Source organism: Parundibacterium terreum, from assembly GCF_014636315.1.
Lineage (GTDB): Bacteria > Pseudomonadota > Gammaproteobacteria > Burkholderiales > Burkholderiaceae_D > Undibacterium > Undibacterium terreum.
The window spans coordinates 57717-78256 of the sequence record NZ_BMED01000001.1; the positions used below are offsets into that span (position 1 = coordinate 57717).

18 protein-coding genes are annotated in these 20540 nt (G+C 52.2%); 5 read left to right on the forward strand and 13 right to left on the reverse strand.

Going from position 1 to position 20540, the window contains the following annotated elements; genetic code table 11:
- Nucleotides 1-20: 20 nt before the first annotated feature.
- Complete coding sequence (locus tag IEW12_RS00290; RefSeq protein ID WP_188564013.1) at nucleotides 21-947, reverse strand: LysR family transcriptional regulator; 927 nt, start codon at nucleotides 945-947, stop codon at nucleotides 21-23.
- Between the two features lie 162 nt (nucleotides 948-1109).
- Here IEW12_RS00290 and IEW12_RS00295 point away from each other — a divergent pair, with 162 nt between their 5' ends.
- Together IEW12_RS00295 and IEW12_RS00300 are read left to right on the forward strand one after the other, a co-directional pair.
- Nucleotides 1110-1898 (forward strand): TauD/TfdA dioxygenase family protein, encoded by a 789-nt coding sequence (locus IEW12_RS00295; protein ID WP_188564014.1) that lies wholly within the window; start codon nucleotides 1110-1112, stop codon nucleotides 1896-1898.
- A gap of 338 nt (nucleotides 1899-2236) precedes the next feature.
- Nucleotides 2237-3019 carry a polysaccharide deacetylase family protein gene (locus tag IEW12_RS00300; RefSeq protein ID WP_188564015.1) on the forward strand — a complete coding sequence of 261 codons (783 nt, stop codon included), beginning with the start codon at nucleotides 2237-2239 and terminating at the stop codon, nucleotides 3017-3019.
- Nucleotides 3020-3218: 199 nt separating this feature from the next.
- Here the strand turns inward: IEW12_RS00300 and IEW12_RS00305 are convergent, their stop codons facing one another.
- Nucleotides 3219-6476, reverse strand: a complete 3258-nt coding sequence (locus tag IEW12_RS00305; protein ID WP_188564016.1) for a di-heme oxidoredictase family protein — start codon at nucleotides 6474-6476, stop codon at nucleotides 3219-3221.
- 934 nt (nucleotides 6477-7410) lie between these two features.
- The gene (locus IEW12_RS00310; RefSeq protein ID WP_188564017.1) at nucleotides 7411-8205 is read right to left on the reverse strand and encodes a substrate-binding periplasmic protein; all 795 of its coding nucleotides are present in this window, start codon (nucleotides 8203-8205) and stop codon (nucleotides 7411-7413) included.
- Nucleotides 8206-8393: 188 nt separating this feature from the next.
- On the opposite strand from IEW12_RS00310, the gene IEW12_RS00315 reads away from it, so the two are divergent.
- Complete coding sequence (locus tag IEW12_RS00315) at nucleotides 8394-10148, forward strand: FAD-dependent oxidoreductase (RefSeq protein WP_188564018.1); 1755 nt, start codon at nucleotides 8394-8396, stop codon at nucleotides 10146-10148.
- 106 nt (nucleotides 10149-10254) lie between these two features.
- Complete coding sequence (locus IEW12_RS00320) at nucleotides 10255-10998, forward strand: DNA-3-methyladenine glycosylase (protein WP_229750833.1); 744 nt, start codon at nucleotides 10255-10257, stop codon at nucleotides 10996-10998.
- A 73-nt stretch (nucleotides 10999-11071) separates the two neighbouring features.
- Here the strand turns inward: IEW12_RS00320 and IEW12_RS00325 are convergent, their stop codons facing one another.
- The 7 genes from IEW12_RS00325 to IEW12_RS00360 all read right to left on the reverse strand — a co-directional run bounded on the left by IEW12_RS00325 (nucleotide 11072) and on the right by IEW12_RS00360 (nucleotide 17359).
- Complete coding sequence (locus IEW12_RS00325; RefSeq protein ID WP_188564019.1) at nucleotides 11072-11569, reverse strand: hypothetical protein; 498 nt, start codon at nucleotides 11567-11569, stop codon at nucleotides 11072-11074.
- A 1428-nt stretch (nucleotides 11570-12997) separates the two neighbouring features.
- Entirely contained in the window at nucleotides 12998-13402 is a 405-nt protein-coding gene (locus IEW12_RS00335; protein ID WP_188564021.1) for a DUF4124 domain-containing protein, read from the reverse strand.
- Between the two features lie 45 nt (nucleotides 13403-13447).
- Nucleotides 13448-14350: a DUF2971 domain-containing protein gene (locus IEW12_RS00340; protein WP_188564022.1), complete on the reverse strand. Its 903-nt coding sequence runs from the start codon at nucleotides 14348-14350 to the stop codon at nucleotides 13448-13450.
- A 58-nt stretch (nucleotides 14351-14408) separates the two neighbouring features.
- Nucleotides 14409-15536, reverse strand: a complete 1128-nt coding sequence (locus tag IEW12_RS00345) for a methyltransferase family protein (RefSeq protein ID WP_188564023.1) — start codon at nucleotides 15534-15536, stop codon at nucleotides 14409-14411.
- 2 nt (nucleotides 15537-15538) lie between these two features.
- Nucleotides 15539-16636 carry a zonular occludens toxin domain-containing protein gene (locus IEW12_RS00350; protein ID WP_188564024.1) on the reverse strand — a complete coding sequence of 366 codons (1098 nt, stop codon included), beginning with the start codon at nucleotides 16634-16636 and terminating at the stop codon, nucleotides 15539-15541.
- Entirely contained in the window at nucleotides 16633-16935 is a 303-nt protein-coding gene (locus IEW12_RS00355; protein WP_188564025.1) for a DUF2523 domain-containing protein, read from the reverse strand. Before IEW12_RS00355 ends, IEW12_RS00350 begins: the two co-directional genes overlap by 4 nt.
- A 1-nt stretch (nucleotide 16936) precedes the next feature.
- Nucleotides 16937-17359 carry a virulence factor TspB C-terminal domain-related protein gene (locus IEW12_RS00360; RefSeq protein WP_188564026.1) on the reverse strand — a complete coding sequence of 141 codons (423 nt, stop codon included), beginning with the start codon at nucleotides 17357-17359 and terminating at the stop codon, nucleotides 16937-16939.
- A gap of 67 nt (nucleotides 17360-17426) precedes the next feature.
- Between IEW12_RS00360 and IEW12_RS00365 the strand changes: the two genes are divergently transcribed.
- Nucleotides 17427-17891, forward strand: a complete 465-nt coding sequence (locus tag IEW12_RS00365; RefSeq protein ID WP_188564027.1) for a hypothetical protein — start codon at nucleotides 17427-17429, stop codon at nucleotides 17889-17891.
- 567 nt (nucleotides 17892-18458) lie between these two features.
- On the opposite strand, the gene IEW12_RS00370 is transcribed toward IEW12_RS00365, so the two are convergent.
- The 3 genes from IEW12_RS00370 to IEW12_RS00380 form a co-directional block, all read right to left on the reverse strand.
- Nucleotides 18459-18665 carry a major capsid protein gene (locus tag IEW12_RS00370; RefSeq protein ID WP_188564028.1) on the reverse strand — a complete coding sequence of 69 codons (207 nt, stop codon included), beginning with the start codon at nucleotides 18663-18665 and terminating at the stop codon, nucleotides 18459-18461.
- A 243-nt stretch (nucleotides 18666-18908) separates the two neighbouring features.
- Entirely contained in the window at nucleotides 18909-19223 is a 315-nt protein-coding gene (locus tag IEW12_RS00375; RefSeq protein WP_188564029.1) for a hypothetical protein, read from the reverse strand.
- A 3-nt stretch (nucleotides 19224-19226) separates the two neighbouring features.
- Entirely contained in the window at nucleotides 19227-20294 is a 1068-nt protein-coding gene (locus IEW12_RS00380) for a replication initiation factor domain-containing protein (protein WP_188564030.1), read from the reverse strand.
- Nucleotides 20295-20540: the final 246 nt, after the last annotated feature.

Sequence of the window (20540 nt, forward strand, 5' to 3'; positions counted from 1 at the left end):
CGAACCAGCGGCTCGCCAGATCACTTGTGTTTATTTCTGGATGATTGCGCATCAAGCAAGGCAATACTCAAGGCGTCCGTGAACGCCTTGATCTTTGACGATCCACGGCGATTAAGCTGGTAAACCGCATAAATTCCAATATCCATTGCGCCCGGATTGACCTGGTACTTTTCCATCAGGCGTATCAGATTCCCGGCCTGTATATCGGCATGTACCAGCCAGTCAGGCAGCAACGCAATGCCCATGCTTCGCAGCGCCGCCTGCCGCAGGGTTTCCGAGTTGTTGACACTCAAATTGCCGCTTACCTGTACCTCTTCCATCCTGGCCCCCGATTGCAAATGCCAGATCTGCCTGCCCGCTGCATAGGCAAACTGCAGGCAATTGTGTTTCATCAGATCCTCCGGCAGCACCGGACGGCCGTGCTGCGCCAGATAAGTGGGACTGGCGCAAATATAGCGCTCGTGCATGGACAGCTTGCGAGCAATCAAGTTGGCTTGCTGTTCCATTGCGCCTATGCGTATCGCGACATCTATCGACTCGTCTACCAGATTCACCGTTGCATCGCTCAGTCGCATATCAAATTCGAGCCTGGGATAAAGGCGCGTCAGCTCCGGCAGTAGCGGAGCGATGTGCAAATTGGTAAAGGTGACCGGGGCCGAGATGCGCAATAGCCCAGCCGGCTCGCTGGATCTTGCCGCCGCGGTGTTATCTGCCTCTTCCAGATCCGACAGGATTTTTACGGCCTTTTCATAATAGGCACGTCCTGCCTCGGTCAGTGTCACCTTGCGCGTGGAACGATTCAGTAAAGGCGCGCCTATCTTTTCTTCAAGTGCGTCTATCAAGCGGGCTACGGAGGAGGTTGCAAGGCCTAGCTCTCTTGCCGCCGCCGAGAATCCACCGGTGTGGGCTACCAGGATGAAGGTATTGAGGGCAGCGAATCTGTCCATGTTGGCTTTTGCGTTGAATGCAAAGGTGTTGACGATTTTTCCTATATTAACAGCAATATGGACAAAGCCTATAGTTGCTCTATCCCCGGCCTGTTGAGTTTTTGTGAAGCCGGGAGAAGTCTGCCTTTCTATGGCGAAACAATTCAGATCCTGGAGCGAAATATGAAAATTCTGGCTATGCCTATCGGTTTTGGTGCCTTTGTGGAAGAGATCAATCTACGCCAGATTGGCGAGAGTGATACCGGCAAGTTGCGTGAGGCCTTGTTGGAGTATGGGCTTCTGGTGGTGCGTGACCAAGGCCTGGCGCCTGATGAGCAGGTTGCTGCATCGCGCATTTTCGGCAGCCTCGAAACATTCCCCAATACCGGTAACCAGGTTGCCGGTGTGCCGCAAATTTTCCGCGTTGCCAGCCGCCCGGCAGACGGCCATGTAGAAGTAGGGCGTTACTGGCACTCCGACGGCTCTTTCCGTGAAGTCGCCACGCCGATCACGCTATGGCAGACAGTAGAGGAAGCAAGGGAGGGCGGCCAGACTTTGTTTACTGATTTGCAGCTTGCTTACCGTGAGCTGTCACTAGAGATGAAACGCAAAGTTGAAAAGCTGATTACCGTACACAGGAACGGCATCTTGCATCCGCTGGTGATGCTGCATCCCAAAACCGGACGCCCCGGCCTCTATCTGAATATGGGATTGACGCATCATATCCAGGGCCTGAGAGAGGGGGAGTCTGAGGAACTGATGGCTGAACTGGACCAGCATTTTTCTCGCCCCGGTGCGACCTATATCCATGCCTGGCAAAAAGGTGATTTTGTTATTGCCGACAATCTCAGGGTGGCGCACAAGGCAACTTCTGTCAGCGCCGACCAAAGACGGATACTCAATAGAACCACGGTAAGCGGTAATGACGTCTTTTGGAACAAGGTAGATGGGCGAGAAAAATTGGTAGCTTGAATACTAACTAATTTTACTTTTGCATCAGCAGTATTGCTGCGCATGGCGGGCTCCCAAGTACTCATTACAGCTATGACAGCTTGTAGAAAATGGTGCTGTCGTCTTGCTGTGCGGGCTGTTATATCTGCCAGTTTTTCTTGTTGTTAGATATATGGAGGTCTTTAATGTCTAAAAGACATCTGGGTTGTGAACTTAAGTTAAATCAAATTTTTCACCGGTTTTTTTATTTATTGTGTGAAACAATGCTTTAAAGCACTAGTGACGAAATGTTTTTTGTGCGGTGCTTACAGGTTTACGAGTTTTCAACACATAATTAATCAACGCGGCGGGCTTGAGACGTGAAACGAAATCCAATATGGCTTTTACTGTTTAGTGTTGCCGCACTAGCGATTAATCCAGAGTTAGGCTTTTCTGAAGTAAGTGCAGCGTCTTACTCAGAAAAATACTTTATCGACTCGAAATCTCAGCAAATCTCCCAACCTAAGCATGGCCTGGATAAATTTTTGCCGCAATTATCGTTCAAACAAAAACCTATCCTGCTTACTTTTGACGATGGCCCGGATGACCCGGAGATCGATTTGGCGATACTTGCCATCTTAAAAAAGCATTCTGCAAAAAGCATCTGGTTTGTTAACTGCAAACATCTTGATCCAGCGGCAAATTCCAATTTTCAGGCAAGCAGGGATACGCTGAAAGAAATAACAAGTGCGGGACATCTGATTGGCAATCATGGATACCATCACCTGAATCTTAAGAATCTTGACAGAGATGATCCGCAAAAAATGCACCAGGAGATCAGTGAATGCAGTTCATATATTAAAAATTTGACCGGATCTAGGCCTGCCTATTTTAGGGCTCCATGGGGTGAGCGTTCAGAAAATGTGACGAACTTTGCGCTTGAACAGGGAATGGCTTCCTTGTACTGGACTGTCAACTCGATGGATATGGTTCAAAGCAATAAATCGCGCGTCATCGACAGCGTCAAAGCATACGTCGACAATTTGAAGATCGAAAGGGGAGACGTCATTCTCTTTCATGATCACACTTCGACTTTGCGTATGCTGGATAAGATGCTGACCAAACTTGATAGCGAGGGCTTCATTTACGTAACGCCCGGCTAGGGAGCGAGGGTCATGGGGTTCGATACAAGGTGTCGGGGCTTGCAGCAAGGAATTTGATCTTAAGTTCGCAGTGGTGATATACCCATACGGATAATTGGTCACACAACTCATGGTCACTCTCCCACAAAGCATCATGCAAACGGCCGCTGAGTAAGCTATCTACTCAGCGGCCGTTATCTCAAGCAAACCTAACTACACATTAGAGCGATTTCAAATATGCCAGCAGGGCTGTGCGGTCTGCGGTAGACAGGTTTTGGAAACGCTGGCTTGCTGTAGCTGCTTCGCCGCCGTGCCAGAGGATGGCTTCAGTGAGGTTGCGAGCGCGGCCATCGTGCAGGTAACCGACTTTGGCGCTGTTGCCCATGACCTTGTCTGTGTAACCGATACCCCACAGAGGTGCTGTACGCCACATACTGCCTTTAGCCTGGCCTTCGACAAATTTGTCGGCAAGACCTGTGCCCATGTCGTGCAACAGCAAATCAGTGTGAGGACGGATGGTCTGATTATCCAGTTCGGCGAACAAGTGTCCTGGACCAGTTTTCATTTCCACTGTGTGGCAAGCTGCACAACGCATACCCTGGAAGACTTTGGCGCCGGCGCTGACCTTAACCGCATCGACAACATGCTCATCCATTGGCGCTACGCCTTTAGGGAAGCCGCTGGCAAGGCTACGTTGAGCAGGTACAGCCACCAGTGCGAGGTAGTTGGAGATCGATTGCAGATCGGACTCTGAAATACCTTTCTGGGCACCGGCAGAATTGCAGCCGGCTGGGTTAGTGTTGCAGCTCAGGTTAGGGTACAGAGGCGAAGTTACTGCCATGTCCAACAGCAGCGCAGAAGCAGCCTGCTGACGCAGGGTCGCTTTGGATGCCTTCCAGCCAAAGCGGCCTACACGGACAGCGCCGCTTTCAGGATCGAACACGAAGTTGGCTACACCTTTTACGCCATCAGCATCCGGTGTCGAACGTACTCGAGCGAGGATATCCGCTTCAGGGATGGCTTCCAGCAAGCCTGTGCCTATCATAGGCTGGGCTGCACGCAGCGAGAAGGTATCCGGGGTCGGGCCTTCAAATGCGAGCTTAGGTTTGCGCAGTTCAACTACCGTGCCGTCTGCAAGCTTCACTGAGCTGGTGTCGAACCCTGCGACAAGAACGCTGTTGCCCCAGTTTTGCGGTGTTCCGGTTGCAGAGAACGCATTCATCTGGACGGCAGTGCCGTACTGCGGATGCGGCAACTGTACGCCATTCGCATCGGTTGTCGCAACGCGGACGGACATGCTGTCAAGACGCTGGTTCAGCGCGGTTGGAGCTACACTGCGGCCATTGTTGACGTGGCAAGCGATACAGGCGGACTGGTTAAAGCGTTGTCCCTGCAGGCCCACGGCTGGTGCATAGCGGTCATTGCCCGGCTCGTTGTGGTCACCGGTGGTGAAGTTGGTGTGAACCAGACGACGACCTTCGACGAAGCGCTGCATGTTTTGCATACCGACGTTATTTTGCGGCTGCTGGAACATGAACAGGCCATTGTCCGAATAGTTATAGGACACTGAACCTGCACCACCAGACAAAGTTTCATCCGGCAGCGGTACCGAGTTCAGGCGTGGCTGTACGCCGTACCATGGCTTGAGGCCCGAGCCTACGACGTAGATCCATTCGGCTGAATAGTAGCGGATGCCGCCATTGTCGCCTTTGGCTGCCATTGAGTCTGTTGTGGTGAACATCGATGGTGAAACTTCGATGACATCGCCAACGACCAGAGGGCGGGCCTTGATATCTGTGCCGTTCGGGAAACCGTTAGCATCCAGGCCGCTCATGCCTGGATATTCCTTGACCAGCATGGTACAGCCGTTGTTGATGCCGTTGGCATTGGTCAGCTTGCCGTTGGCTGGGTAGGCAACCGGTTTGCAGATAGGCACATTGTCATCCACCAGCTGGCCTGGAGACATCCAGCCATAACCCGTCACGCCCGGGCGGTCGATTGCGCGGAAGTAGGCGACGCCACCCTTCAGGAAATCAACAGTGGTGTACTGGTTCACCGTTAACGTTGGCTTGGTCACGCCTGCTACGCGGCTATTGTCAATGACCTCAACACCCCAGGTGCGGTTTTTGAAGTATTGCGGCACGAAGGTCAGGTAATTGCCCGGTCCTTTGTCTACCGGCAAGCCAGTCGCTGGGTCAACAGTTTCATTGGGGCCGTAGCCGATTTCATTCCATTCCTCGCCGCGCTCGCGACCGTGACGAGCCAGGCCGCGCGCGCCGAAGCGGGTGACCAGCGTACCGTCAGGCAGTGTGAACTGCAGAGTTTCCAGCGGCTGGCCGGGCGTAGGCAATGCAGCCCAGCCGTTGCCGTTGACAGGGAATTTCAGTGCCGAAGTAGTCGCATTAGGCAATGTGTTATCGCTGCCTGGTGTTTTGAACTCCACTTCGAACAATGAGTAGCCATACTGGGTTGCGCGGGCTACGCCTTGCAGCTTGAGGTAACGGGCATTGACACCGAGATTGAAGAACTCCTCGGTACCGCCCTGGCCGTTGGTCACGGAGCGGATTTGCGACCAGGTCTGGCCGTCATCCGATACCTGCAGCGTGTACTGCTTGCCGTAGGCGTTTTCCCAGAGCAGTTTCATATAGCCGACCTGGGTCTTGGTGCCAAAGTCGAACTGGATCCAGGCTCCATCCTCGGATGCGCTGGACCAGCGGGTGCCAGGCTTGCCGTCTATCGCCAGAGTAGCAGGCATGCCACCGTTTTCCAATGCGGACGAGGTTGCCGTTACCGGCTTGATGGATACGCCAGGCTTGCTGGTATCGATTGGTCCTGACGGAGGATTTGTAGGGTCCGTCGGATTGGTCGGGTTAGTAGGATTGGTCGGGTCTGTCACTGGAGGTGTGACCGGAGTGCCCGAGAAAGCCTGGATCTCGAAGATCGAATAGCCGTACTGCGTGGAGCGCTTCACGCCCTTCATGCGCAGGTAGCGTCCCTGGCCCGCAACAGCAATATCTTCAGTGCCGCCCTGGCTGTTGTCCACGTTCTTGATCGTGGTCCAATTAGCATTGTCGTCCGATACCTGCAGTTGGTATTGGATGGCGTGCGCATTTTCCCATTCGATATGAACGCGGGTGATGACCACGGATTTGCCGTAGTCCAGGGTCAGGTACTGGTCATCGGAAAATCCGCTGCCCCAGCGCGTACCTTCGTTGTGGTCAATCGCTGCAGCGGCCGACAGATCACCACGCTCCGACGAACTGGCGCTGGCGCTGATCGGCGTCAGTGCTGTTTCGGCGGAAGCCATGGCAGCGGCCAGGACCTTGGCGCTTACAGGGCCCCTGGCGTCGGGTGCGGTGGATTCATCACTTCCGCCGCCGCAGCCCGCCAACAACAATGCCAAGGCTAACGGCAAGCCTTGTGTTGAAAGATTCTGCAACTGCTTGTTTAATCTATGCTGATATGGAACTCGGTTCATAGTATCTCCATTTGCTCGTGGTTCGTTACTACTCTATTTACGTAAAAAAAAATCTGTGGGTGTTCAACATTCTTTTCAGCCCCTGCTTCTTGAGCATGCTGGCGCTTGATTGGCCCCATATCTCGAAGCAAGCACAAAAGCCCCGTGCATCAGGCTGCTTGATTCATTACTTCCGTAATACAGACTCCCGCACGGTCCTTAAAGTCAACTGCTCTTGCGACAACTTCGATGATGCACACCTGCTTGCGGTTTTACGCAGGTTTGGGTTTGGTACGAAAAAATTCCCATAAGGCAATATTTTGCGTAAGTTATCCCGCACACCTATACGTGTCAAGCCGATATGTGACACGGTTTTTTTGTGTGTCCAGATCGCCGGAATTAAGTGAACATATTCATTAAAATGCGGCTTTCGATTGCCTTGGCGAATGCTGCGTCGAGAGGAAGCACGCTGTAAAAAGGTATGCAGCGGCCAAACGATGACTCGACGAATATAGCGTTCCGCCGTTAGGGAAATGTTACAAGCTATAAAGTAGGCACTGCGGCAGCAGAGCTTAGATATATTACGGAGGTGGATCTCACGCACATCAAAAGATGCTGCAAGGCGATTGTTGACAATCTGGTTGCAGCGCAACAAATGGCGGCGACACGGCTCGCTGTCTGTCCGATGCCGTGCCTGCTGGTACCCAGGCATTTCTTTACAATTGGAGCTAAGGAAGCCTTGGGATCTGGTTGACGTTCATGACAACTCTTACAATCTATTACAATTGATAAGATTGTGGCCGTTGTATTTTGAGTCACTGCGCTTGGCATTTGGGTGCGCGTTGTGCATGGCTTTTTAGAGATATGCCACCTTAATTCGTCACAATCCTGGACTATGCGACTGATCTTGTAGCGCGAGATAGCGAGATAGCTTGAGCTGGCGAGTCTGGCCAGCTTATTTAATGACGGCTTTTGACGCTTCAGCGGCGGAAAGGTATTTGGCCAGGATGCGCTTGATCGTGCCATCGGATTTCATCGATTGGACGACCTCTGTCCAGCCCTTGAGTTGCTCGGCTGTGAAATTTTTGCGCGACATTGCGAGCGCGCGTGCGGCAGGAGGTTCGTTGGGAAACCAGTCGACCACGCGCACCTGATCGCTCATGCCGGCATCGGCCAACTCCTTTTCGTATTGCAATGGAACAGCGAACAGCGCCTGGAAGCGTCTGGACTTCAGCATGCGAAATACATTGGGCATGCCCGAGCCTAGCTCCAGCCTCTGTTCTCTTTCCATCCTCGCATACCAGTCATCGCGGCCACCGCCGTAGTTGACGCCGCGTACCGCGCCGAAATGCAAGGCAGGATCAGCAGCGAATGCAGCCAGAGTCGTCTTCTCGACGGGCACGTCCATATGTATCACTGTCACAAAGCGTTGCTGCATATACGGGATAAAGAACGCATACTGATCGCGTTTAGGATTGACGACCGCCGCCATGACTATGTCTGTGTGACCTTCTTCCAGCAAGAAATAGGCGCGTGCCCTCGGCAGCGGTGTCGCCTCAACGATACAACCGGTGCGGCTCTGCAGTTCGTTTGCCATTTCACGGTCTATGCCCTTGCCGTCGAAGTAAAACAGGCCCGCCTCGTAAAGGGCAATCCTCACCGCATGGGGAGGGCAGAGGTTGGCCGACCACGCCTGCGTCATCACGCTCAATCCGAGTATCAAGGCGGCTATCGGAAAAACTTTTTGCATCGGCAAGACTCCACGTGAAAATACGTTCAGAACCCGGAGAAGAATCTTAGATCATATTTCCTCAATCTTTGAAAAAGATTGAAATACGGGGCCGCGACTCAACGCGAACATTGCCGCGGCCCGGTTAAGCGGCTTGTTTGGGATACACTTGTCGTATTCTTCAACCCTCCTGGTTTTTCGCCACTGCCATGATCACTAAGCTCACAGAGTCGCCAGAAGAACAGCCATCGCTTCCTAGCGTGGAGCTTGAGAAGCGCCGCCACCAGATATTTCCGACGCTGAGCGAAGCTGATATGCGTCATGTGAAGCGTTTTGCCACTGAGCAGCATTTCAGTGATGGCGCTGTAGTGCTTGAAGCCGGAAAACCTCCCGCCGGCATGATGTTCGTGCTGACCGGAGCCATTGCGGTATACCGCCACGACGGTTTTCATAACAACACCCGGATCGTTACCTTGCGCCCTGGCCAATTTACCGGCGATACAGGCCAGTTATCCGACCGGCCTGCCTTGGCGAATGGCATCGCCGTAAATGAATTGAGCGTGCTGTTGCTATCGGCAGAGTCTTTGCGCACGCTTGCGGTGGCTTATGCGGAGCTGGGAGAGCGCATCATCCGGGCGCTGATCCTTCGCACCGTCGCTTTGCTGGAGCAAAACTCCGGTGGTCCCGTCATCATCGGCCCGCGCGGGCATGGACGCATTCATGCATTGCAGAGTTTCTTAACGGCCAACGCCCATCCTTATACGGTACTGGACCCGCTCGTGGATCCTCAGGCCGCTGAGCTGGTAGCCCGGCATCAGCCAACGCTGGAGGATTGGCCGCTGGTCATTTTTCCAAACATCGGTATCAAGAAAAATCCATCGGTGGTTGAGCTTGGCCGCTGTATCGGCACGCTCAGGCACTTAAGCGAAGACAAGGTCTGGGACGTGATTGTGGTTGGCGCCGGTCCCTCCGGGCTGGCGACGGCGGTGTATGCGGCATCAGAGGGCTTGTCGGTGCTGGTGCTGGAAACGCATGCTTATGGCGGCCAGGCTGGTGCCAGCGCGCGGATAGAGAATTATCTGGGCTTCCCAACGGGCATCTCGGGCGGAGCGCTGACAGGTCGCGCCTATGTGCAGGCAGAAAAATTTGGCGTCGAGATTGCGATCCCCGCGCCGGCCGGCCGCTTGATCTGCGGCATCTATCCATTGCAAGTGGAAATGTGCGGTAGTCTGAGCCGTATCAAGGCACGCACGGTAGTGCTGTCATGCGGTGCCCGCTACCGTCGGCCATCGCTGGCCAACCTGAAGCAATTTGAGGGCAAGGGCGTGTACTACTGGGCATCGCCAGTAGAGGCGCAATTATGCAAGACGGAGGAGGTGGTACTGGTCGGCGGCGGTAATTCTGCTGGGCAGGCCGCCGTGTTCCTCGCCGGGCATGCTTCCAAGGTACACATGCTTATTCGTAAAGGGGCCTTGGCATCGACGATGTCTCGTTACCTCATAGAGCGGATACAGGCTCATCCCAACATCGAGTTGCACACCTATTCGGAAATTGTGGCGCTGGAAGGGGATGACGACGGTTTGAAACAAGTGCGAATCCGTAACTCGCAAACCGGGGAAGAGTCTGATTGTGACGTCTGCCGGATTTTCCTGTTTATCGGCGCCGACCCCAATACCGGATGGCTCGCTGACTCGGGTGTGGATGTCGACAAACATGGATTTATACGGACTGGCGCTGACGTTGCGAAAACGCAGTCCGCAGCCAATTTGGCCGGGAATCTCCATCCGCCGGAGATGGCGATGCGCTCGCCGCTGGAGACCAGCGTGCCTGGAGTATTCGCAATAGGGGACGTACGCGCCGGTTCCACCAAACGTGTTGCTGCAGCGGTAGGTGAGGGCGCGGCAGTGGTGGCGCAGATCCACCAGTTCCTGGCGAACCTTGATCCGGACAAGATCACCTCTTGATTAATGCTGAAGGCACAATCAAGAATCATGTAGTTCCGCCGACGTATCAGTATTGCGTCTGGCCTGTGGAATTGAGTATTGGAAGAACTATTGAATGAAAAATTCTATGCGGGATGAAAATGCAGGCGCCACGAAGTTTCATATGCTGGAGAATTCCTTCTTCGATCAAGACAGCCCAGCCCTTGCGCGAGCATTAATCGGCAAGGTCTTGCGCCGACGCTGGAAAAATCAATGGCTGTCTGCACGCATCATAGAAACTGAGGCATACAAGCTGGATGAGAAGGGCAGCCACGCATCGCTCGGCTACACCCACAAAAGACGCGCGCTCTTCATGGATAGCGGCACCATCTATATGTACTACTCGCGCGGCGGAGATTCGTTCAATATCAGTGGTGCGGGCGAGGGCAATGCAGTGCTGATCAAGTCAGCTTATCCGTGGATTGATCCTATCGCCGGCCCGGCGGCATTCGCCATCATGCAAGTGGAAAACCCAGGCCCGGACGGCACAACGCGCCCCTTGCATCGCCTCTGTGCGGGGCAGGTCCAGTTGTGCCGAGCTTTGGCGCTGCGAGTGCCGGATTGGGATGCTCAACCGTTTGATCCAGAGATGCTGTTTGTCGACGATGTGGGCGAGTCTCCTGCGCATTTGATTCAAACCACACGCCTAGGAATTACGGCTGGGCGGGATGAGTCACTGCCATATCGCTTCGTTGACCCTGCCTATGCAAAATTCTGCACGCGCAACCCGCTTCGCAGAGGACAAACGAATCCCGAGCATTACTGCTGGATTGATCGCAGCGGAGCTATCGTTTTGGATGCAAGCTTCTTACCGGATTTGATCCCGATATAGTGATGAAACTTCTTGCCAAGGCGAACGGCCAATTTCGCAAGCGCAAGAAGTAAAAAAGTCCCACATGAGGTTTTTATCTTGGGTATTCGATATACTGAGGCCAAACGCTATAGACGTACTTTTCTCCGTATAACCAAATGCGATTGAAGGAGGTTTTCTTGCTTTCGGCAATTTCGAGGATACGGCTTATTATTAAATCATCTGGTGATACGGTACGCCCAGCGACGTAGCAAAGAAGATCAATTGGGTGCGATGTATTATAAGTTTTCTTGAACTTGTCTCTGATTATATTTCCGGTGGGATCGGCGGCTCTGGTGTAAGACGCGGGCGTATCGTTATCGGCTGCAAAATTCTTTAGCTCGAAAGCATTCGCTTCTGCAATTCTTGAATCGCATATCTCGACCAACTCAAAATAGTGGGTTTTATCAGTTAAGCGGCAGCTAATGTCGGGCATAGATGATCCAATTTCTTTGCAAATGCTCTCGTGGTCTATTAGTAATTTTGCAGATTTGATGAATGCAAGAAAAACGGGTCTTTCCACGCTTAAGTATTTTTGCTCCTCGGTAGCCATCGCATCTCTCAGTTGAGAATTGTAAAGTTACTAATATACGCACTTAAATAGGAAAGGCACGGATTTGGGGTGTGCTTCCACAGAGAATTTTGGTTATTTTGAAGGGGGAATTTGGATAGTCATAATTTCGCATAATTTATATTATGTTAAATGGCTTGTGGAAATGGCTCGCAAATTACGCCGCATATTTGGCCGAGCAATTCGGGCAGTCTCTACCCCGTTTGCACTTCAACCGGCAGCAAGCTAAAAAATCCAAAACCTCCCTTTTCGAAACGCCTGATAGCATCAGGCGTTTTTTTTCGGCTGCGATTTTGCGATAAGCTTTGCGCCGCGGCGCATCTCCAAAACGCCAACCTCGGGTGTTCCGGAGAATCCAATATTGCGACCTAATTAAATTTAAAGCCTGTTGTTTTTCCGCGTCACTTAAATGCTCAAATGGGAAAAGTTCGAGTTGTTGCACGTCTTTGCAGCTTTGCTGGAAAGCAAATATTTTAATGCAAAAGTGCTAACGATGCTGACCAGCTGCGAACGCTGAGTTGGTCTGCATGATGGGAGCTGATTTGATTTGGCCGCACTGGGAAAAACACGAGCTGGGAATGCCCGGCTAAAAATCCCTCTGGCCGCCCTGAGAGGCGTCGACCGCTCCAGTTCCTGGAATAAGCCCGACTACCTTACTTCGATCATGGCAGGGATATTTTACGGCTTTGCCGCCGCCTTTATGCTGAAGGCAATTTGACAATAAAAATTGACACACAAAAAAATGTTGGAGGTATAATGCGCGCAACTAGGGGTAGTGGTCAGATTGGCCGACCTACTATATCTAGTAGGTGGAGATCGCACCTAGACATTAATGCCTAGGTGCCATGGAATCGAGACGTAGAATTTACACGAAACGATGAGCCTGAGAACCCGAAGTTTCGTGCAATAGCATCTGCATGTCAAGACTGTATTTAGATACAGGTGTGCTGGGTCGAAAATTTCATGCTCCTTTATAAATGTAACTGGAGTATTAAATATGTTATACAAGCAAATCACTGAAGTGTCTCGCTCTGCCGGGCTTCTTGGCTTATATCTAGGCAGCATCACGCACGTATGGGGGCCTTGGGGCCATTGCACAAAACAAGAGGCCGCACGACAGATTGTTGCTCGCGAATCTCATTTTTATGTTGACGTGGCGGGATACCAAATCAATGTGATAGCCGTAATTCATGATCCTAACGATCCAAGCACGTGGTACATAAAAACGGTCGCCGACGACACCATAGTCGACAATCTTTTACATCTACCTGTTAGACAATTGGGCATCATCCAACGAGGGCTACTAAATCTATAGCATCCAACCAAGGGAAAAAAGGAGATTAGTCTCCTTTTTTTTCATGAAAACGCTGCCAGACGCACCAAGCTAAATTCGATAAGGGCAGAGATATTTTACGGCTTTGCCGCTGCGTCTACGCCCATACGCCGCTTGCGCCGATTTCCAAAATCGAAGACGTACCAAAGCAGGATAAAAACGACCGGAAATAGAAACGCGCCTATGAGTATCAACAAAGGATAGTCAGTCCGATGACGGACAAACCAAATACTTTGCTGCGGTGGGTCTTTGATCGAAGACGGCTCGATGACGATATTTGGCAAAGGTGGAGCTACGTACGGCTGCGCTGGCCGAGTGGGAGCAGCAACAACCACTGGCTGTGGATTGGTGTCTTTCAAAGAAAACTTGCTGCAGGCCTGATCAGTGAAGGTTTTCTTGCCGTCGGCATCGATACACACATTGATGGCCGCTGACGCCAGGCTGCACGAACAAAGAAAAATGGCCGCTATGAGTGTTTTCATAACGGCCATTCTAAATTTGGGTCAGGAAAATTACAAGCTAACGCACTACCAGAAACGAAAAGGAATACTAGAGTCTGTAATTTCGACGTCCAGTAAGCCATTATGCAAACATATGCCCTGAAACGCTAAATGGTTCAAGTCTATATGGGGAGATGGTCCCGCGACAATTTTTCTCAGGGCGCTCAGCTTGCCGTCCTTCTCCATTGAGAAAACCCTATAAGGTACAGTCATAGAGTCATTGTGACGAAATCGCACATCCTTAGCATTCGGAGCAAACAGTCCAATCAAGCGGCACTCACGTTCAGCGGCAAACGCAGAACTTTTAATCCGACAAGCCAGTCTTTGGGCATCGGCATAAAAATTACGAAGTAGATCTTTCATTGGCTCGGAAAATGTCCAACTACCCATGGAGGAATTGAGTAAATCGTCCCTTTCCAAAGATTTTGCGACCTTGTCATATTCTGCAACATGCTTGACCATAAGCTGATGCACTAATGACCTCTTAACCGCGTCATCGTAAATACAATCCTCTAACTGAAAACCAGCGGACTCAGCGACATCCGTAAGCTCACCTTTTGAAAAACCAAGCGACATTCCACCACCTGTCCCGTACGCTCGCCACTGGCTAAGGTCATCACGAACTGTAGTCAACGATATAATGTAAGCGTGCATACGTGAAGGATGAAACAAGCTTTTGCGAAAAGACTCGACCACAACGGTTTGACTCCCCTTCAAAAAATACGGTACATCCTTAGGATCGCCCCAACCACCGACGTTGGAAGGAGTTATTTTTATCCACTCCGTAATCAAGTCTCTTAAGTGATCAAACTCAGTAGAATCGTTCAAGAACAAAATACTGCTTGCCCAAAAACTCCTAAAGCTAATAATTTTCTCCGCCGGATCCCGTCTGGTGTAATGCCACAATAATGTCTCATCATGATTAGTCATCGAAGGCTCCCTGAAATTTGAAGTATTAGTCTACAATGAATTATGATTTTGGCCGATATTAAATCCAACAAGGTAAGAATCGATAAGGCACTTGTTGGCAATAACTCGCATACTCAACATCGCTGTATTGCAAGTGTCTTTCTTCAGTAATCGCCCTCATCGCATAGACACAGGTAAACAAGGCCAGACACAGTAAGTCAAACACCCATGGACGCCCTGCCGCTGCATTGTGTATCGCAATCGAACCCGCAAAAATCCACCATGCAGCATTTTTGCACACGTAGGCTGGATGTCTGACTATCCCGTACAGCCCCGACCGCACTACTCCCCTACTCGTCAAGTTGCTACACTTCCAGCCCAGCGACACGCTGCAGGAGGCGTACGCCAGCAGGAACAGAACCGCCAGGCTGTTTAGAACCAGATGCAGATTGCGCCCAATGAAGTCTGTGCCGAGAATGGCCGCGAAGCTTTCCACATGATCAGGCACGTTTGTCGGTATGAAAGCGCCTGCCGCGTTGTTAAACGGCGGATAGCACATCAAGCAGAAGAACCAGCCGGACGCAGTGACATCGACCGACTTGATTTTGTTGTCCTGCAGGTGGCTTTCCGTCAGATAGCCAACCACAAACGGCACCACATCCAGCGTATAGACAAAGGCCGTCGCGATCTGCAGGTACAGCACGGCCATGTCCTTGACGAAGTATGGCCGCTCCAGTTCGGGCAAGCTGTAGTACTTGAACACGTCCACTATCCGGTAGTTCAACTGGCACACGTGCACAATGCCGGCATTAATGATGAATGGCACAAAAACGAATTTCAGCAAAAGCACTAGCGCCGCTTGTTTTTCTGCCGGCAGCATCTTAGTGCGGCCGGAAACTGCGGCCGACAGCCATTTGATGAACAAATAGCCTTTGGCCTCCACATTACCGGCCAGCGCGAAGTAAGGCACCAGCACTACTGCATACGCCCAAAATAAAGCCCTCAGGGCCTTAGGCGTGCTGATATGTATCGCGGACATCCATGTCAAGGTTTGCGGCTCCCAGTAAGCGCCGTAGATGCCAGCGTGATACACGCTGAACTCGGTATAGAACAGCAAGCCGAGATACATCAGCAGCACTGTGCTGCAGTAGTTGGCCACCAGTTGGCGGACGCGGCTATCTGTGCCGGTAATAGGCAATGCGATCATGGTTATCCTTTTGGAGTAAGACGTGCGCCGCGTTCAAACGGCATGACGATAGCGCCCGATGGGCTTGGTAGTTCTGGCCGGGCCTGCTTGCCCTGATCATTCAGCACCACTGCATTAGCCTGATAGGCAGGCTGTCTATCCTTGCTCTTGCCTGCCACATCGAAATCTTGGAAATAGCCGTTTTTCACGATCTCGCGGCACAGGTTGTCCGCCATGGCTATCGGAGTGGCTTGCTGGCTGTAGCAACTACAGCGGCTTTTTGTGGCCATACAGGCGACCGGAGCCGGTGCCTGCGTGGGCGCCGTCAATTCATCGTACTTGGGCGCCGTAAATGGGAGACCGTCCACACGCGGCATATTCTCATACACGTATTGCTTGGCATCTTCCTTGGCGTTGACATAGGAGCCGGTCTTTTTATTGCCGTTCGCTGGAGCAGCCGGACTCAGTTGCGCTGTTGCGTTGACTGGCTGAGCATCGGCCTCATTGTGTTTTTTTGTGAAGCGATACACATAGAACACGGCAGCGATCAGCAACACCGGTACCGCCATCAACACGAACAGGCGCATAGGAATATTGCGCTTAACGGTATGCACCTCTGCGGACTCATAATAGGCATAGGCGGCTTTGTCGTATTTCCAGTGATGCTTGATCGAGCTAGCGCGCCCTGCCGACTTATCGCAGTTGTCCTGACAGGCTGCCCATTCGTGTATGGTCGCCCTCTCGGTACCAAAGGTGCGCACGATATGCAGGTGACGACCTACGAGCTTGCGCAAAAACGGATCGACCAAGCCGGGATGCTGGGTAATCAGGACCAGATCGATACCCGAATGCCGATGCACGGCCAACTGTTTAACGTGGTCTGGAATATCCTTGGCCGACGCTCTCAATGGAAACTGAAACTGTGCTTCATCAATGACGACAATGGAATTCGGCGGACAGTCCATCCACTGTTTTGCATCGATCTCTTGCCATGCCAGCTTGAGACCTTTAATCCCTGCGTAGAATACCGGTCGGCTATCCTTCTCTGCCCATGCCTTGACGTAGCTCAATGCATACAGTGTCTTGCCGTTCCCGGGTAATCCCGTGAAGAGGTTTATCATTTTTTGATCACCATTTTAGTCAGCTTGTCGCCACCGGCCAGCTTGACGGCCAGCGCCGCAGTGAAGGCAGACACCATCATGGACAGCGCCTTATCGACCCACAGCCAGCCGAGAAAAGATGCGATATCAGAAGGCATGCCCAGCAGTGAAGATTTCATCTGATCGACGATCAGGTTTGTTGTGGCCGAGAAGCCGGTATAGGTGACATAGCCGACAAACAAGGCCATCAACACACGACCGACCAACGAGGCTGCGATTTGCACCAGACCACCAATTAATGCGGCAACGAGAAATTGCATATCAGTTCCTTAAGATGGAGCCGGACACCATGCGCCAGCTAGCAATACCGGCGAGCAGCATAATTGCGTAGCGAAAGGCGATCAGGTATTGGCAGGATTGAGACAGCGGAATAGTCACGGAGGCACCCGCAACCGAAAAGGTTTTATCTTGAAAGCAGGAACCGCCTAAGCCCCAGCCGCCTGTGTCCAGGTGGTTCTGAGATAGATCGACGGTTTGCGCGTTGTCCAAGGTCGGATACTGCGACTTCATCGGATCCTCACCATTCAACAACTGCTTACCCAAAATCACTTGAGGATTTTTTTCGTCATGATCTTCGCAGTACTGCTGGCGCTGTTTCTGCAGGATGGCGCAGGTGATCGCATCGCCGTCGCAAGTGGTTTGAGCGCAATCGCCCTGAACACTGGAGTTCTTGCAAATATTCAATTCAGGATGCTTAGCGCAAAAATCACCGCTTGGGTCATCGCCATTGCCGGACCCGGAGCCGGATGTCGTGCTGCCAGTAGAGCCGCCTGATGTTGAGCCGGTAGAGCCAGTGGAACCACCTGTAGAGCCTAAGCCGCTTGAGGTCGAGCCGGTACTGCCGGTAGAACCAGATGTGCTACCCGTTGAACCGGTGGATGTGCTGCCGGTCGAGGTGGAACCAGTCGAACCGCCTGAGGTGCCACCTGTTGAGCCGGTGGAGCCTGTAGACGTTGAACCAGTGCCGTTACCACTGGTAGAAGTGGTACTGCCGCCTGTCGAGCCTGTAGAGGTTGTTGAACTGCCGGTAGAGCTTGTACTGCTGGATGTTGTGCCCGTAGATCCTGTCGAGGTGCCGCCAGTGCTGCTTGTTCCGCCGTCACCTGTGCTGCCGCTACCCGTCGAACCGGTTGAGCCTGTACTGCCGCCGCCATTTGAGCCGGTAGAGCCGGTAGAGCTTGTTGTCCCTGTATCTGGAGGCGGCGTATTGTCATAGCATGCGCCGGTGGTAGGGTTCATGGTCTGGCCGGTCGGGCAAACTTTAGGCACACAGCTATTGCTTGCGCTGATGTAGTTCTCAGTGACTTTGCAGTCTGGCTTGTCAACGCAACTGTCTGACGCGTCGGGAAAGTTGAATTGCGGTGCGGTACACTGCTTGCGGCAAGATGAAACGCCATACGCAGAATATCCAGCGGAGCAGCCGCCGATCAGATTATAGGTATAAAGACCCCAAAACGACCCGTCATTAGGATTAGTATCTCCGCAGGACACTGACACATTCCCAGCGGAATAATCGCCTGCGGTGTTGTTGGTAAATTTCACCTTTGACTCATGACTGCCGCAGTCTGGATAGGAAAAAGTCCCGTTGGCACCGGTCTTAGTCCACACGTGACCATTAATGCCCATTGCCAAAGAATCGGCGCAATAAAAAATTGCTCCTAAGAGGAAAACAATATCCAGAACGCGCCGCAAACGGCGACCAAGACGATATATCCAAGCATGTTGAGTTCTCATAGTCGTTAACGAAAAAAAGGGAGCCGAAGCCCCCTTACTGCAGCCGAAATTAGAGTGCGCGAGCAATCCACTTGAATACTTTGGTGCCGACGATAACCACCAGACCAGCAGCACCGACTACAGCAACTGCAGCACTTGCGTCTGTCATTGCGGAAGTCACAGAGGATGTGTCGATTGTGCTGGCAGCGTTTGCAGCAGATACGCCAACAGCCATCGCACCAGCAACAGCCAGTTTCAATTTATTCGATTTCTTCATTTCCAATTCCTTTCAATGTTTTCGCCACTTGTTTAATTCCCCAGGCTAAAGCCCAAAGAGCGCAAACGCTCATTGAAATCTCTAGACCTTGGGCAGGTGTGAGATTAGCGAGTGACGATTCCGCTACCTCCGCACCTGACTGCAGTACATAACTACATGTACCCAAATCCGTTTTTGACGGGTCTGGCACCAGCTGCAGCGAGCCGTCTGGGTTCGTTGATGCTGATACGCAGAGCGCCATGTTTAAGCCGCTTTTGCTGCGCTAGCTGGAGCAGCTTCACGTTGCATAGGCTTGATCTTGGTCACCAACTGGCTCGTTACCTTGCCGTTGCTTTCCATCAGAATGTCGATTTCGGCAATGAAGGGGAAAGGGTTATGCGCGATCTCTTTCACCATGGCCGAATCGCTGCACTTCAGTTCTTGCGTGCAGACACCCCAAGACGTTTCGCCCTTCAGATCAACGTCCGTAAAAATCTTGCCGCTGTCCATGTCTTTGCCGTCGATGGTGCCTTTGAAAATTTTGGCACCGCGAATTGTTACCTTTGCTTTGACTTCCATGATTTACTCCCTCATTAATTCGGACTCTGGAGCGTGTGAGCCGTACACGTGCGTTGCCAGCGCAGATTTATGCATCGATGCCGGTATCCCCTTTACTCGGATATCCGCGATCAATGAGGCGTAATCGTCGCTATAGAATTTCGACGCTTGGTCGATGGTCTTGCCGTACTGGTTGCGCAGGTGTTCCAGCTTCCTTGCAAGTTCACTTTCGTGTTGTCGCTGTAGGGTTGGAATCTTGCGCGAGGCTGTTGCTACAAAGCCTTCCAGCGCCTTGTGTGCGCCTGCGAAATACTCAGCACGCTTGAGAATCACGTCATGCGGAATGACGCGATTTTTATTGTGTAGCTCGATCTCGATGCGGAGCCAGTTGGAGTCTTGATTACCCAATTGTTTACCTTTCTCGTAGGCGCGAACGAGCTTCCCTGATGCCCTGCGGCCTATCTCAAATGTGCGTCCGAGACAGCCGAGCGAATGAATATCGCCGCCCTCATGTTTGTAATACTTCGGGATACGTCCACCGCTGTTGAACTCGCCAGCCATGTACATCTCTTCTATCTGCCCGATGGTGCATTCACCGTCGAGAAAATCCATCGCCAGATCGCACCGCGTGATGCGTGCGTCAAGGTCTTGCATCGTGGCGTAGATGGCTTGCCAGTCATCGACAATGGCACAGCCTGTACCGCTCACATCGACGCAGATCGTGCCGCCGACGTTGTCGCCTCCACAGGCCACAATCGCAAGCCTGATCATTTCGCCGTCGATGTAGGCCATGACATCGTGACTAGCCTGATAGCCGTGCAATCCGCGCTTGCTGGAGACCATCGTTACCGGAACTGGAAACCAGAGCTTGAAATATCGATTCATTTGTTCCAGGGCGTGAGTAATTGCGCCGGTAGGAAGGAAGGTAAAACGAAGCCAGTCCACAATGACGCCCTGCTCCGTAGGGAGACTTTCACCCCGTTTTACAGGACGGGGTGAAGTCCCACCGGCACCGCCAGTGCCGCGCAAGCGCGACCCTTTGGCGGTCGCCGCCGGGACTTCGTTGTTTTGCAGATTCGGGGAAGTGGTCATGTATTTTTCGTGACGCGTCACGGAAATTAATTGGAGGGGGTGAACTGAGAGAGCTTTGCAGCCTTCTGGCGTGCTCTGTACGCTTTGGAACGCTGAGCCGGTGTCAGTGCGTCAGGCTTGCGCGGACGACCTCTTACGGGCGTTGCAAACGCGTCACGGGTAAACCGGTCTTCTTGCTGTTTCATGGTAAAGTCTCGTCAAGTTCACAGGTGTGATCGTTCACAGTTGTGAACATTAGTTCACAGG